This window comes from Luteibacter sp. (assembly GCF_051958795.1).
Classification (GTDB): domain Bacteria; phylum Pseudomonadota; class Gammaproteobacteria; order Xanthomonadales; family Rhodanobacteraceae; genus Luteibacter.
On sequence record NZ_JBQCFT010000342.1, the window covers coordinates 1 to 13998 of the forward strand.

Genomic DNA, 13998 nt, shown 5'->3' on the forward strand with positions numbered 1-13998 from the left:
CGTGTCGAATGGCCTTCGGCCAGGATCAGATGTACCGCCTCGTCCCGCTGCGCCTGCGTAATGTCCTTGCGTCCCATGGTTCACCTCGTTCTGGCCGTGAATCCCCGTGGGGTGTCCAGAAAGATTAGACCACCTCAGGGCGCCAAGGGCTCTTTCCAGAGACGTCCGAGCGCTAACGCGATGGCGAAGCCGAGCACCGCGAAGCCGAAGGCGAGCCCTCTCGCAACAAAGCTACATCGAAGCCGCAGTGATCTTCCCGATCTCGGCAAACCAGCCGGTGGCCTCATCGCTGCTCGCCGGCGAGTCCGACAGGAACAGCACCACGATGCGCTTGCTGCCGTTCGGGCCCGTGATGATGCCGATATCGTTGAACGCCGCACGGCGGCCGTCTTCCGTGCCGCTGGTGCCGGTCTTGTCAGCCAGCTGGAAACCCGCGGGCAGGCCCGCACGGATACGGCTCGGGATCACCTGCGCTGTCATCAGGCCAAGCAGCTTGCGGGTCGATGCAGGCGACAGCAGGCGGCCCGCGTCCAGCTTCTGCAGGAAACCGGCGGCCGCCTCCAGCGTGCTGCTGTCCACCTTGCTCGCCAGCACGGCCGTGCTGCCTTTCTCCTCGAACATATGCGCGAGGTCGCCTTCGCTCAGGTCGATGCGCATGCCATGCACGCCCTTGTCTTCCAGGAAGCGCGTGGCGACCGCCGGGCCGCCGAGTACGTGGAGCAGGGCATCGACGGCAGTGTTGTCGCTCTCGCTAACGGCGCCCTGCAGCAGTTCGTCGATCGTGACGTCGCGCGGCCCCTTCTTCAGCGATGCCCCGACCGACGGTACGGCGGAGCCGTCGACGATATCGGCCGGCGTGAGGTGGACCTTCTGTTCGAGCTTGAGCTTGCCCGCGTCGACCTGGGCCAGGACGGCGGCGGCGATGGGTGCCTTGAACGAGCTCATCAGCAGGTACGAACGTCCCCCGTTGACCATCACCGACTGGCCGCTTGCCGGGTCCATGACCATGATGCCCAGCGTGCCGGGACGGGCCTTGTCGGCGACCGCCTGAAGCTTGCCCTGGAGGGCAGCATCGGGCGGGGCGGCGAACGCCGCGGTGGCGGCAAGGGACCACGCCGCGCCGAGGAGGAGTTGCTTGAGCATCGGGGAATGCCTGTTCGAAGGAGTGCGGGCACGTTAACGCCAACCCTGGTCGCAGGACTGGCAGGGAGCGGGCAATTTGCTGACGGGCTGCTCATCACATCGGTTTTACAGGCGAATCGGCACCGTTTGAAGGTTATGCCCGGGATGTGCACCGGGTGCGCGCCAGTTCTACAGGGGTTTCCACTTGAGCCAGAAGCAGTTAGCACGCGACCGCACCATCTGGGCCGTCGTTTTCCTCATCCTCGCCGCCACGCTGGGGATCGACGCAGTCACCCCCCTGGGCTATTCCGTATGGGTGTTCTACTTCTTCGCGGTAGGCGTCACCGTTTTTCAGTCGCGCACCGACATGCCCTTCGTGGTGGCCTTCGTATCGACGGTGCTGGTCGCCATCGGTTACAAGCTCTCGCCGCCCTCGCTGGCGGAAGGACATTCCGAGCTCAACCGCACCATCGGCGCGATTTCGTTCTGGGTCATCGCCGCAGTGGTGAGCCAGGCGCTGCGGGCGCGCATGGCGGCGGAACGCATGCTCTGGCTGCAGGAAGGCCATAGCGCGGTGGCCCATGCCCTGCGTGGCGAGCAGAGCCCGGAGGAGATCGGCATCCATGCGGTGCGGACGCTGTGCCGCCGCCTCGAGGCGCAGGTAGGCGCGCTGTATCGCGCGGACGGCGGCCAGCTGGTGCTGTGTGGTGGTGCCGGTTTGCCGGAGAACCACCCGGACAGCCTGCCGCGCGTCGGTGGGCTGCTTGGCGATGTGATTTCGGAAGGCGAGCCCCGCAGGCTCGCCGACCTCTCCGCCAGCCACCTTGCCGTGGCGACCACGCTGGGCAGTACCGCGCCTTCCGAGGTCTTCCTGCTGCCGGTCACGGCCGATGGCTACGCGGTGGGCGTGGTCGAGATCGGGCGGGTCGGTGGGACGGACCTGCATGGCGCCGACCTCGAACTGCTGCAGCGGGTGGGCGAAACGATCGGTACGGCGCTGCGCACGGCCGCGCTCCGCCAGCGCCAGAACGAGCTGCTGGAAGAGACCCAGCGCCAGAGCGAAGAGCTGCAGACCCAACAGGAAGAGCTGCGCGTCGCGAACGAGGAGCTCGAGGAGCAGAGCCGTAGCCTGCAGCAATCGCATGCATCGCTCGAAGCGCAGCAGGCGGAGCTGGAGCAGACCAACGTCCAGCTCGAGGAGCGCACGCACGAGCTCGAACGCCAGCGGCAGACCCTGGTGATCGCGCAGGCCGACCTGGCCCGCAACGCCCGTTCACTCGAGGCTACCAGCCGCTACAAGTCCGAGTTCCTGGCGAACATGTCGCACGAGCTGCGCACCCCGCTGAACAGCTCGCTGATCCTGGCCAAGCTGCTGGTGGACAACAAGGACGGCACGCTGACCGAGGAGCAGGTGCGCTACGCCAGCGCCATCCATTCGTCGAACAACGACCTCCTGACCCTGATCAACGACATCCTCGACCTCTCGCGGATCGAAGCCGGGCATGTGGAAATCGCCGCCGAACCGCTCTCCGTCGAGGCGCTGCTGGAGCGCGTGCGTGAAACCTTCGAGCCGCTCACGGCCGAGAAGCACCTCGCGCTGCGCATCGAGATGGCGCCCGGCGCGCCAGCACGGCTCATCGGTGACGACCAGCGCCTGCGCCAGGTAGTGAAGAACCTGGTGGCGAACGCGGTGAAATTCACCGAGGCCGGCGAGGTTTCGCTGCGGGTGGACGCGGCGCCGGGCGACCGCGTGCGCTTCACGGTCACCGATACCGGCATCGGTATCGATCCCGCGCAGCTGGATGTGATCTTCGAGGCGTTCCGCCAGGCCGATGGCAGCACCAGCCGCAAGTTCGGCGGCTCGGGCCTCGGCCTGTCCATCTCGCGCGACCTCGCGCAGCGCATGGGCGGCGATATCACCGTGGCGAGCACGCCGGGGAAGGGCAGCAGCTTCATGCTGGAACTGCCCGTCGATGGCGGCGCCTTTGCCACGGAACCCATGCCGCCGGGAGCGTCCGTTGCTCCCGTGCGCGCCCATGTGCCGGCGCCGGCACCCATGGCGGTGCCATCCGCCAACCGGCAGGCAGCGTCCGCTGTCGCGGCCGCGCCCACCGCATCGGCGGTCGCCGACGACCGTGCCTCACGCCAGCGGCCGGGCCGCCTGATCCTGGTGGTCGAGGACGACCCCGTGTTCGCCCGCGCGCTCGTTGAGCTTGCCCACGAACTGGATTTCGACTGCATCGTGGCGGGCTCGGCGGACGAGGCGCTCGCGCTCGCCGCAGCACACTCGCCCCGCGGGGTGCTCCTCGCCATCGGCCTGCCGGACGTCTCCGGCCTGAGCGTGCTCGAGCGCCTGAAGCGCGATCCGGCAACGCGGCACATCCCGGTGCACGTGGTCTCCGCGACCGAGCAGGCGCATGTCGCGATGGAACTGGGCGCCGTGGGCCACCTGATGAAGCCGGCGACGCGCGAGCGCCTCGTGGATGCCATCGCGCAGCTGGAAGACCGCTACGAGCGGACGATGCGCCGCCTGCTGATCGTCGAGGACGACACCGAACTGCGCAACAACCTGACCCTGCTGCTCGCACGCGACCAGCTGGAGATCGTCGCGGTGGGCAGCATTCGCGATGCACTCGATCGCCTCGGCGCGTCCACCTTCGACTGCCTCGTGATGGACCTCGTGCTCCCGGACGGGAGTGGCTACGACCTGCTCGAACACATGGCGGCCAGCGAAGCGTTCGCCTTCCCGCCGGTGATTGTTTACACCGGCCGCTCGCTCACCCGCGAAGAAGAGCAGCGGCTGCGCCGTTACTCGCGGAGCATCATCATCAAGGGCGCTCGCTCGCCGGAGCGTCTGCTCGACGAGGTGACCCTGTTCCTGCACAGCGTGGAAGCATCGCTGCCCAGCGACCAGCAGCGTCTGCTGCGCGAGGCGCGCAAGCGCGATGCCATGCTGGATGGCCGCACGGTGCTCCTGGCCGAGGACGACGTCCGCAACATCTTCGCCCTGACGAGCGTGCTGGAGCCACTGGGCGTGCGCCTCGAGATCGCGCGCAACGGCCGCGAAGCGGTGGAGCGGCTGGACGGCACCGAAGTGGACCTCGTGCTCATGGACATCATGATGCCGGAGATGGACGGGCTCGAGGCGATGCGGCGGATCCGCGCCGATGCGCGCTTCGTCGACCTGCCGATCATCGCGCTCACCGCCAAGGCCATGTCCGACGACCGCGAGCGCTGCCTCGAGGCCGGCGCCAACGACTACATCGCCAAGCCGATCGACATCGACAAGCTGGTTTCGCTCTGCCGCGTGTGGTGCTCGAGGCGCTGATGTCGGCTGAAACCGAACTGTTCGACCTGGAACTCAAGGTGCTGCTTGAGGCGGTGTACCTGCGCTACCACTACGACTTTCGCCATTACGCGGTGAGCTCGTTGCGCCGGCGCATGCGCCATGCGATGGGCCGCTATGGGCTGGAGCGCCTGAGCGACCTGCAGCACCGGGTGATCCACGATCCGGCGTTCTTCGCCGAGGCGATGCAGTACTTCACCGTGCAGGTCTCGGAGATGTTCCGCGACCCCGAGTACTTCTCCGCGCTGCGCGAGCATGCGATCCCCGTGCTCAAGACGTACCCCAGCATCAAGATCTGGATCGCGGGCTGCAGCACCGGCGAGGAGGTCTGGTCCATGGCCATCCTGCTCGAGGAAGAAGGCCTGCTGGATCGTGCGGTGATCTACGCCACGGACATCAACCCGGCTGCGCTGGAGGCGGCCGAAAGCGGCGTGTTCGCGCTGGACCGCATGGCGCTGTTCAGCCGCAACTACCAGGCCGCGGGCGGCACCCGCTCGCTGTCGGATTACTTCACCACGGGCTATGGCGGCGTCGTTTTCGATCGCCGGCTGAAGAAGCAGGTGGTCTTTGCCGACCACAGCCTGGCGACCGACGCGGTATTCTCCGAGGTGCACCTGGTGTCCTGCCGCAACGTGCTGATCTATTTCAACCGTGAGCTGCAGGATCGCGCGGTCGGCCTGTTCCATGACTCGCTGGTACGCCGCGGCTTCCTCGGCCTGGGTGCGAAGGAATCGCTCCAGTTCGGCGCGCACGCCACGGCCTTCGAGGCCTGCGCCCCGCAACAGCGCCTTTACCGGAGGACCGCGACGTGAGCCAGCCTTTCCCGCAGGCCGTGGTGATCGGTGCATCGGCGGGCGGCGTCCAGGCGCTGCGCGACGTACTCCAATGCTTCCCGCGCGGCTTTCCCGCCCCCGTCCTCGTCGTCCAGCACATCCCGCGCGACCGGCCCAGCGGCATCCCCGCACTGCTCGCGGGCGCCTGCGCGCTGCCCGTGGCCGAGGCCGAGGACAAGGAACCGTTGTGCGCGGGTGTGGTGTTGTTCGCGCCGCCCGACTACCACCTGCTGGTGGAAGATCGCCTGACCGTATCGCTCTCGCGCGATGAGCCGGTGCTGTATTCACGCCCGGCGATCGACCCGCTCTTCGAATCCGCCGCGGAGGTATTCGGCGACGGCCTGCTCGCGATCCTGCTGACCGGCGCGAGCAGCGACGGCAGCGCCGGCGTCGCGGCCGTTCGCCGCGAAGGCGGTACGGTGTGGATCCAGGATCCCGCCGAGGCGGTCGCCCCGGTCATGCCTGCGTCGGCGATCGCCCACGCGGGCGCGGATGCCATTGTCACCCTCGGCGACCTGTGTCGCCGCCTTGGAAACCTAGTGCCATGACGCTCTCGATGACCCAACCCGATGAGACGGCCGCCACGCGCGAACTGGCCAACGTTCTTATCGTCGATGACGTCCCGCAGAACCTGGTTGCGATGGAAGCGCTGCTGGCCCGCGACGACATCCGTATCCTCAAGGCTGCGTCCGGACCGGAAGCGCTGGAGCTGTTGCTCGTCCACGATGTCGCGCTGGCGTTGCTCGATGTGCAGATGCCCGAGATGGACGGGTTCGTGCTGGCCGAGCTGATGCGCGGCTCGCACCGGACGCGGGACGTGCCGATCATCTTCCTCACCGCGTCGCCGAACGATCCGGCCCGTTCGTTCAAGGGCTACGAAACCGGTGCCGTGGATTTCCTGCACAAGCCGATCGACCCGCGGATCATCCTTGGGAAGGTCGATATCTTCGTGCAGCTCTACCAGCAGCGGCAGCAGCTGAAGTCGCAGAACGCGCGGCTGGAGCGCGCCCTGCAGCTCAACGAGGCCATGATCGCCGTGTTGACCCATGACCTGCGCACGCCGCTGTCGGCGATCACGCTGTGCGCGGACCGGATCCGCGACGAGATCGGCGACGGCGCGCTGGCACGCACGGCGCAGCACGTCGAATCCAGTGCGCGGCGCATGGCGCGGATGATCGACCAGTTGCTGGATTTCTCGCGGATCCGTTCTGGCGTGATCCGTCTCGACCTCGCGAACCACGACCTGGGTGCGCTGGCCGAGGCCGTGGTGGAGGAAACCCGACAGGCGTTCCCCGCGCGCGCCATCGAGGTGAGCGTCCGCGGCGAGACGCTGGGCCATTTCGACAGCACGCGGGTGTCGCAGGTCCTGTCGAACCTGCTGGGCAACGCGGTGCAGTACGCGCTGGGGAGCACGCCCATCGTGCTCGAGGTCGATGGCGTGGACGTGGCGACGCTCCGGGTGCGCGTGCGCAATGCCGGCGTCCTCCCGGCGAACCTCGTCCAGCGCATCTTCGAGCCGTTCAAGGGCAGCTTCCACCAGAGCCGCGGCCTCGGCCTCGGGCTCTACATCGTCGACCAGTTCGTGCGCGCGCACGGCGGTACGGTGGAGGCACGCAACGTCGAGGATGGCGTGGAGTTCGAGGTGGTGTTTCCGCGTCACGCGCCGCGCTGAGCGGGCTAGGGCGCTACCGGCAACCCCTGGATCAACCGTTTGGCCAGGCGCGGCTGGCGGAACTGCTCGAGCCACCAGCTGAGGGCACGACCTTCGCTTTCCCCGCGCCAGGCGGCATACAGGGTGTTGGGTTCGCGCGGGTCGGCCATGCGCTTCTCGACCAGCTCACCGGCTTCCAGCAGGGCTTTGGCGCGGACCTTCGGCACCCAGCCCACGCCGAGCCCGTCGCGCTGGGCAAGGATCTTCGCGCGCATCGACGGCACGGCCAGCGTCTGCTGGCCGCCGAGTGTGCCGTAGCCGCGTGCCGCGCCACGCGAGGAGTCGGCCACCACGATGGCGCGATGCTTCGTCACCATGTCCGTTTCCAGCGGCTCTTTCGCCTTCGCCAGGGGGTGGCGTGGGGAGACGGCGAAGACCCACTCCATGACGCCGAGCTCGTGCCAGCGCAGTTTCGGGATCGCGGGTGGCTCGTTGGTCGCGCCCACGACCAGGTCGGCCCGCCCATCGCGCAGGGCTTCCCACGTGCCACCGAGGACCTCATGGGTCAGGCGCAGCCGCACACCCGAGCCCAGTGCGTCGAAGGCGCGGATCGACGGGAGCAGCAGCTCGAACTCGAGCAGTTCATCGGTGACGATCCAGAGCCGCTCCTCCCAGCCGCCGGCGACCTGCTTTACCCGCTGGGTGAGCCGGGAGACATCCTGCATGAGCCGCGCCGCCTCGTTCGCCAGCAACTGGCCCGCGGGCGTGAGCTGCAGCCGGTAACGGCGCCGGTCGAAGAGCAGGGCATCGAAGCGGTCTTCGAGCTGCCGTGCCGCGTGCGAGAGGGTGGACGGGGCCTTGCCGAGGTGGGCCGCCGCGCGCGACAGGCTGCCGGTTTCGCGGATCGCCTCAAGGAGGGCCAGTTCGTCTTCTGACAACATGTTCGACTCCATCGAACGTCTGCGACGGCGAGATGGTACGCCAATCGACGGTGACGAGAGCAACCTATCCTCCATACCAACCCAACCGGAGCACACCATGAACCGTTTCACTGGCAAGAACGTCCTCGTCACCGGCGGCACCAGCGGCATCGGTCTTGCCGTCGCCCAGGCCTATGCGGCCGAAGGCGCGCGGGTCGTCGTCACCGGCCGCGACGAGAAGGCCCTGGCCGATGCGACCGCAACCCTCGGCGCGGGCACCCTCGCGCTGAAGAACGATGCGTCGGCGCTCGCCGATGCCAGGTCGCTGGCCGCCGCGATCGGCGAGCAGGGCATCAAGCTCGATGCGATCTTCATCAATGCGGGCGTGGCGAAGTTCGCCCCGTTCGACCAGGTCGACGAGAACCTCTGGGACCTGACCTTCGACACCAACGTCAAGGGCGCTTACTTCCAGCTCCAGGCGCTGCTGCCGTACCTCAACCAGGGCGCCTCGATCGTGCTCAACGGCTCGATCAACGCACACATCGGCATGCCGAACTCGTCCGTGTACGCGGCGAGCAAGGCGGCACTGATCACCCTGGCACGGACACTCTCCGCCGAACTGCTGCCGCGCGGCGTGCGCGTGAACGTGGTGAGCCCGGGCCCGGTGCAGACGCCCCTTTACGGCAAGCTCGGCATGGATGCGGCCCAGCTCGAAGCCACCGCGGCGCAGATCCAGGCGCAGGTGCCGCTGGGCCGGTTTGGCCGTCCGGACGAAGTGGCGGCGACGGTGCTGCACCTTTCGTCGCCAGAATCGGGCTTCATCGTCGGTACCGAGATCGTGATCGATGGCGGCATGAGCCAGCTCTGAGCGCTGGTTAACCGTCCGCTGAGCGTGGTGGGCCCGGGCTACCCGGGCTTCACCCGTTGCTGACGGGCTGGGCAGGCACGATCGGTGCCGTGCCCAAGGAGCGCCGCCCCATGTCCGATCGCCCGTGCCAGCGCTGTGCCCTGGCCCCCGGTTTCACGGTATGCCGCCATTGCCTGGTCGCGGTGCTCAAGGGACAGACATCGCCAGCTTCGCGCTGGATCGCTTTTGGCTGGGCCATGGCGATGGCGTTCGCTGCCGCCGGGCTGATGGTGCTGTTGCACACCAACGGCATGCTTGCGTGGACGCTGGCCATCGCCGCGATCATCGGTGGCGCGCTGCTGGGTGCGGTGCTTGCCGAGCAACGCGGGATACATCCGCTGGTGTCGCGCGACGTGCCACCGCTCGATGAAGAGCGCGTTGTTACGTAGTTATACGCAAGACTAGAACGCACGTGTCCTCTAACCTCGGCGGCGCAACCGAGGCCAGCACCCTGGCTTTTATCACGCCAGCGGTACCGCGCCATGGACACCATCCAACAGAACAGACGCGTGAACCTTCGCTTCGTCCTTGACGAGTTGGCGAACGAAGGCATTACCGGCGCGGTGACGCGCGCATCGGTGCTCGGCGTCGACGATCGCGAACTGCTCGCGATGCTCCGCGGGAAATACATCAGCAACGAGGCGGCCCGCGAAATCGAGTGGGCGATGCAACGCCGCGAAGGCTGGATGGACGAAGACCACCGTCGCGAATCGCTGGATAACTGAGAGGTGCCGGCGACGCCGGCACCTCCCGCCGCGCTCAGCGCCCCAGGTTGGACAGGAAACGCTTCGTGTACTGCAGCTGCGTGGTGGATGGCAGCGAATTGCATATCGGCGATGCGGTGCCCTGCGAGCAGGGCGTATCGCGATCCAGCGACCAGAAGTGCACGCCGGCCAGCTTGTTGGTGGCGGCATAGTTCGTCACGGTATCAATGTCCGCCGTGGTGAATACCTCACTGGAGACGTCGTTCACGCCGATCATCGGGGTGATCTCGATCTTGCTGGCCGCGATGCCATAGGTGTGCTGCAGGTTGGTCACGGCTTGCACCGCCGACTGGCCCATGTCGCACGAGCCGTTCCTGACCACGCAGACACCGGCGCCCGCGGCACCGTAGTCCATGGTCATCAGGTTGATCGTGTAGTTCTTGAGGCCGGAGGCCTTCACCGCCTTCACCACCGCATCGCCGGTGCTGTTAAGCCCGCCGAAGCTGCCATCGGAAGCGGCGAGCGTGGCGAGGGTGAAGGAGAAGCGCAGGTTGGGATGGATGCTCTCCGCATACACGGCCTGGCTGACCAGCGCGTTGAGCTGCTGCGGCGACTGGCCGCCCTCGATATCGAAATCGATGCCGACGAGGTGCGAGCTGTTGTAGCGGTTGATGAACTGGGCCATGCCCGTGGCACTGCCGCAGGTGAATACGCCAGCCTGGCCACCCGTCGAGACCACGTAGTTCACGCCGGCTGAGTTGAGCCGGGCGATGTTCGCATCGGCGAACGCCTGGCCGGGCACGCCGCCCCAGTTTTCGCTGCCGCATTCGCCGCTGGCGAAGGCCAGCGTGATCGCGCCGAGGTTGGGCACCTGGGTCGAAACGAGGCTGCCGCTGCCAACAACGGGCAGGCGCGTGCCGGTCACCGCCGTCGACATGATGTTCGTGTTCCAGTCGAGGTTGATCGTGACGTCCTTGTACGGGCTGAAGAACAGCGCGCCCGCGCCCGGGGGCGGGTTGGTCGGCGGGGGATCCGTCGGCGGCGGGTCGGTCGGGGGCGTACCGCCGCCATCGCAGGCACCCTGGGAGGTCCACGGCTGCCCGGAGCCGGCGCCACCGCTGCTGGTGGCGGGGTCATTCCCCTGGGTCCACCAGTTGGCTTTGTAATTCACTCCATTCTCGCTGGCGACGTTGCCGGCGGTATACACAGTGCCCGGGCTCCAGGCCGCGGCGCACGCGCTGGCCGCGTGGGCCTCGCGGAACGGTATGACGGTGGACAGGGCAAGCGCGATGGCGACGCCGAGCGTGCCGGTACAGCTTCCAAGGACTAGACGGGACCGAACACCTGCATTCACGTGCATGACGACTCTCCGTTCGAGTGGTGTTACCGGATGGTTGGTTTCCCCCTGGTGCCGGGCGCCTGCCTTCGTCTGCCCCCGTAGCACTGGCGCACGGTTTCGCGGACGGCCGGACCTGTCCGGTTTAGTCCCGGATGACAACGTTGTCTATTCGCAATGCCCCGATTTGTGACGGCGCGCATGTACCGTTTTTGTGCACGATATGCGGCGTTGCGGGGTGTTTTTGGCGATCTTGCGCGCACGGGCCTGCGGGCGGGCCATTAGCGCATGTTGCGCTGCGTGAGTAGGCGTGTCCGTCGATGACAACGTGGTCATCTCGGCTCTTGTGGGAGCGCGCTTGCGCGCGATGGGCGATGGCGCGAGCACCCATCGCGTGCAAGCACGCTCCCACAGTACGCTCCCACAGCGCGCTCCCACAACGGAGGCGGCGGTTTAGCCGAGGTCTTTGATGCGGATGCTGCGGAACCAGATCTGGATCGGCGGCTTGCCCTTGTCTTCGCCACCCTGCAGGGAGATGTGCCCGCGGGTGAACTTCGCGAAGTCCGGCATCTTCGCGAACTTGGTCTTCGCGACCAGGGCCTTCCACTCGGGCGTCCACAGTTGGGTATCGACCGTCTTGTGGCCGTTCTGGAAGAACTGCATGTGGCCGTGGTCGACGATGATCTCGACCTGGTTCCAGTTCCCGTTTTCGCGGACGTTCTCGATATCCGAGGAAATCAGGTCGAACAAGTCGCCGGCGCGCTCATACAGCGTATAGCTGTCGGGCTTGGTGCAGACCAGGTCGGCGATCTGCAGCTCGGGCCCGGTTTGCCAGGTGTATTTGTACTTCGGGGCTTCGCTGACGTTGAACATCACGCCGGCGTCTGCGCAGGCGGTCATCTTCCACTCGAGCTTGAGGTGGAAGTTCTCGTATTCGCCGTCGGTGACGAGGTCGGCGAAGTCCGCGTCGGGGGCCTTCAGGTCGCGATCCAGGCGGATGGCGCCATCGGCGACGCTCCAGTCCTTCCCCGTGCCTTTCTGCTGGAACGAATGCCAGCCATCGAGGGTCTTGCCATCGAACAGGAGCTTGAAGCCGTCGCTGCGCTCGGCCGCGCTGAGGGTGTTGGGCACGTCGGCGGCGTGGACGGGCAGGGCGATGAGGCAGGTGAGGGCCAGGGCCTTCAAGGGCACTCGAAGCATCGGGGTGACTCCGGCGGGGGAAACGCCCGAGCATACAGACGTCCAGCCGTCCGTACCCGTGCATGATGACCTACCTGCCTTGCGCCGGATCGCTAGATCTTGCGGTACTTCTTCAGTTCCGCTTCGATCTGGCCGACCAGGGGCGCGGTGAGCGTGGGCTTGCGCAGCGCACGGAGCTGGACCCGCAATGCCCGCAGGTCCTGCTTCGCACCCAGCGCGTCGGAGAGCTTGGACATCACCTGGGTCGCCGCCTTGTCCTGCTTCGCGCGGTGGTGTGCAGTCTTGCCCGTGGCACGCAGGACACGCTTCCAGTACTGCAGCTGCATGCGCAGGCGGCGCGCACGGCGTCGCCAACGGTGCAGGTTGGCCGGCGTGGAGGCCTTGCGCGCTCGCTTCTGTGCGCGGTCTACGCGGTGCTGCTGCGCATCCAGGGTGTCTTCCACCACGCTGCGCTTCACCGCGCGCCACGGCAGCCGCTCTATGAGGTCACCGAGCTCGCGGACGGCGTGGCGCCGCTTCAGGAAGCGCGGATCCTTGTGCAGGGCCTCTACGAGCCGCCCGTCGCGGCGGTGCTCCAGGGTCGCAATGGCCTCTGCCCAGCCGGCCGACGGGCGCGGCCCGGCCAGGCGGTGGGCTAGGGTCACGGCGACATGGGCATCGCGCAGGGGCGACAGGCCGGTGGCCAGCTTACCGATACGGGCCTCGATATCCACCAGCGATTCGCCAAACACGTCGCCGCCCAGGCGCAGCAGGCTTTTCAGCCGGCGAAGGGCCTTGCGGGCGGCATGGATGCCGGCATGCCGGTCGCGGGTGTTGGCCAGGGCGCGCGCGATGCCGCTGCATTCGCGGGAGGCGAACAGGGCCAGGGCCTTGGGAATGCTGGGCGCAGTCTTTGGTGGCATGCGAGCGTATATAGCATGTGAAGAACCGGGGCGTACGGATTGAGCATCCTGACACCAGACGGTCATAGTGCATTGCTACTTGTGAGGAGGTCATGACCGGAGGCACGCGATGAACAGCACCGTCCTGAGCTCCCAGCCCGTCGGCTCACCGCAGACCCGAATAATCAGCCTCCTCGTCTTCGGGGGCGTGCTCCTTGCCGCGGCTATCTACGTCGGCTCCCAACTCGGCCATGACCTGACGGTCGCCCCGGCCAGCCCCACTATTGAATACGTGCTCCTGGGCGTCGCCCTGCTAATCGCGCTGGGCTTCGAGTTCGTCAACGGTTTCCACGACACCGCGAACGCCGTGGCGACGGTGATCTACACCCGCTCGCTGCCCGCGACCTTCGCCGTGGTGTGGTCGGGGAGCTGGAACTTCGTCGGCGTGCTGATCTCCAGCGGCGCGGTCGCCTATGCCGTGTTGCAACTGCTGCCGATCGGCCTGGTGCTCAATGTCGGTACCGGCACCGGCTTCGCCATGGTGTTCGCGCTGCTGCTCGCTGCGATCCTCTGGAACCTGGGCACGTGGTGGCTTGGCTTGCCCTCGTCGAGTTCACACACGCTGATCGGGTCGATCATCGGCGTGGGCGTGATGAACCAGATGATGAACGCGGGCGACGCGAACGCCGCGGTGGACTGGGGCCAGGCGCTCAGCGTCGGCAAATCGCTGCTGTTCTCGCCGCTGATCGGCTTTGGCCTGGCCTACCTGCTGCTGCTCGCGCTGAAGACCTTCGTCAAGGCGCCGGAACTCTACGCGGAACCGCACGGCGACAAGCCGCCGCCGTTCTGGGTGCGCTGCCTGCTGATCCTGACCTGCACCGGCGTGTCGTTCGCCCACGGTTCGAACGACGGGCAGAAGGGCATGGGCCTGATCATGCTGATCCTGATCGGCACGGTGCCCAGCGCATACGCCCTGAACAAGGCGGTGACCAGCAGCGAGACGCAGACTTTCGTCTCCGTGGCCCACCATGCCAGCGAGACGATGTCGAAGTACGCCACTGGCGCCGGCGTGGTCGCCGATCCGCGCCGCGAGATCGA

The 13998-nt window shown here is 67.1% G+C and carries 13 protein-coding genes; 8 read left to right on the plus strand and 5 right to left on the minus strand.

What is annotated here, in order from left to right; genetic code table 11:
• Nucleotides 1–231: 231 nt before the first annotated feature.
• A complete protein-coding gene (gene bla / locus ACTHLF_RS18030; RefSeq protein ID WP_440329135.1) occupies nucleotides 232–1143 on the minus strand; it encodes a class A beta-lactamase in 912 nt (303 codons plus the stop codon).
• 184 nt (nucleotides 1144–1327) lie between these two features.
• On the opposite strand from bla, the gene ACTHLF_RS18035 reads away from it, so the two are divergent.
• The 4 genes from ACTHLF_RS18035 to ACTHLF_RS18050 are packed head-to-tail and all read left to right on the plus strand — an operon-like array spanning nucleotide 1328 to nucleotide 6973.
• A complete protein-coding gene (locus ACTHLF_RS18035; RefSeq protein ID WP_440329137.1) occupies nucleotides 1328–4450 on the plus strand; it encodes a response regulator in 3123 nt (1040 codons plus the stop codon).
• The gene (locus tag ACTHLF_RS18040) at nucleotides 4423–5280 is read left to right on the plus strand and encodes a CheR family methyltransferase (RefSeq protein WP_440329155.1); all 858 of its coding nucleotides are present in this window, start codon (nucleotides 4423–4425) and stop codon (nucleotides 5278–5280) included. Before ACTHLF_RS18035 ends, ACTHLF_RS18040 begins: the two co-directional genes overlap by 28 nt.
• Entirely contained in the window at nucleotides 5277–5849 is a 573-nt protein-coding gene (locus tag ACTHLF_RS18045; RefSeq protein ID WP_440329139.1) for a chemotaxis protein CheB, read from the plus strand. Before ACTHLF_RS18040 ends, ACTHLF_RS18045 begins: the two co-directional genes overlap by 4 nt.
• Nucleotides 5846–6973 carry a hybrid sensor histidine kinase/response regulator gene (locus ACTHLF_RS18050; protein WP_440329141.1) on the plus strand — a complete coding sequence of 376 codons (1128 nt, stop codon included), beginning with the start codon at nucleotides 5846–5848 and terminating at the stop codon, nucleotides 6971–6973. The genes ACTHLF_RS18045 and ACTHLF_RS18050 overlap by 4 nt, the downstream gene beginning before the upstream one ends.
• 5 nt (nucleotides 6974–6978) lie before the next feature.
• On the opposite strand, the gene ACTHLF_RS18055 is transcribed toward ACTHLF_RS18050, so the two are convergent.
• The gene (locus ACTHLF_RS18055) at nucleotides 6979–7893 is read right to left on the minus strand and encodes a LysR family transcriptional regulator (protein ID WP_440329143.1); all 915 of its coding nucleotides are present in this window, start codon (nucleotides 7891–7893) and stop codon (nucleotides 6979–6981) included.
• A 97-nt stretch (nucleotides 7894–7990) separates the two neighbouring features.
• Here ACTHLF_RS18055 and ACTHLF_RS18060 point away from each other — a divergent pair, with 97 nt between their 5' ends.
• The 3 genes from ACTHLF_RS18060 to ACTHLF_RS18070 all read left to right on the plus strand — a co-directional run bounded on the left by ACTHLF_RS18060 (nucleotide 7991) and on the right by ACTHLF_RS18070 (nucleotide 9504).
• Entirely contained in the window at nucleotides 7991–8740 is a 750-nt protein-coding gene (locus tag ACTHLF_RS18060; protein ID WP_440329145.1) for an SDR family oxidoreductase, read from the plus strand.
• A 110-nt stretch (nucleotides 8741–8850) separates the two neighbouring features.
• The gene (locus tag ACTHLF_RS18065) at nucleotides 8851–9168 is read left to right on the plus strand and encodes a hypothetical protein (RefSeq protein ID WP_440329147.1); all 318 of its coding nucleotides are present in this window, start codon (nucleotides 8851–8853) and stop codon (nucleotides 9166–9168) included.
• Between the two features lie 120 nt (nucleotides 9169–9288).
• On the plus strand, nucleotides 9289–9504 hold the full coding sequence (locus tag ACTHLF_RS18070) for a hypothetical protein (RefSeq protein ID WP_440329149.1): 216 nt from the start codon (nucleotides 9289–9291) through the stop codon (nucleotides 9502–9504).
• Between the two features lie 34 nt (nucleotides 9505–9538).
• On the opposite strand, the gene ACTHLF_RS18075 is transcribed toward ACTHLF_RS18070, so the two are convergent.
• From ACTHLF_RS18075 to ACTHLF_RS18085, 3 genes are all read right to left on the minus strand, one after another.
• Nucleotides 9539–10843: a carbohydrate-binding protein gene (locus ACTHLF_RS18075; RefSeq protein WP_440329150.1), complete on the minus strand. Its 1305-nt coding sequence runs from the start codon at nucleotides 10841–10843 to the stop codon at nucleotides 9539–9541.
• A gap of 429 nt (nucleotides 10844–11272) precedes the next feature.
• On the minus strand, nucleotides 11273–12019 hold the full coding sequence (locus ACTHLF_RS18080; RefSeq protein WP_440329151.1) for a 3-keto-disaccharide hydrolase: 747 nt from the start codon (nucleotides 12017–12019) through the stop codon (nucleotides 11273–11275).
• Between the two features lie 92 nt (nucleotides 12020–12111).
• Complete coding sequence (locus tag ACTHLF_RS18085) at nucleotides 12112–12921, minus strand: CHAD domain-containing protein (RefSeq protein WP_440329152.1); 810 nt, start codon at nucleotides 12919–12921, stop codon at nucleotides 12112–12114.
• A 109-nt stretch (nucleotides 12922–13030) separates the two neighbouring features.
• Between ACTHLF_RS18085 and ACTHLF_RS18090 the strand changes: the two genes are divergently transcribed.
• Nucleotides 13031–13998, plus strand: a 968-nt coding sequence (locus tag ACTHLF_RS18090) for an inorganic phosphate transporter (protein ID WP_440329154.1), incomplete at its 3' end; no start/stop codon positions are given.

Coding starts and splice junctions, on each gene's coding strand:
- ACTHLF_RS18075 (WP_440329150.1), bottom strand. CDS start 10,843: ATGCACGTGAATGCAGGTGTTCGGTCCCGTCTAGTCCTTGGAAGCTGT.
- ACTHLF_RS18060 (WP_440329145.1), top strand. CDS start 7,991: ATGAACCGTTTCACTGGCAAGAACGTCCTCGTCACCGGCGGCACCAGC.
- ACTHLF_RS18055 (WP_440329143.1), bottom strand. CDS start 7,893: ATGTTGTCAGAAGACGAACTGGCCCTCCTTGAGGCGATCCGCGAAACC.
- ACTHLF_RS18050 (WP_440329141.1), top strand. CDS start 5,846: ATGACGCTCTCGATGACCCAACCCGATGAGACGGCCGCCACGCGCGAA.
- ACTHLF_RS18065 (WP_440329147.1), top strand. CDS start 8,851: ATGTCCGATCGCCCGTGCCAGCGCTGTGCCCTGGCCCCCGGTTTCACG.
- ACTHLF_RS18085 (WP_440329152.1), bottom strand. CDS start 12,921: ATGCCACCAAAGACTGCGCCCAGCATTCCCAAGGCCCTGGCCCTGTTC.
- ACTHLF_RS18080 (WP_440329151.1), bottom strand. CDS start 12,019: ATGCTTCGAGTGCCCTTGAAGGCCCTGGCCCTCACCTGCCTCATCGCC.
- bla (WP_440329135.1), bottom strand. CDS start 1,143: ATGCTCAAGCAACTCCTCCTCGGCGCGGCGTGGTCCCTTGCCGCCACC.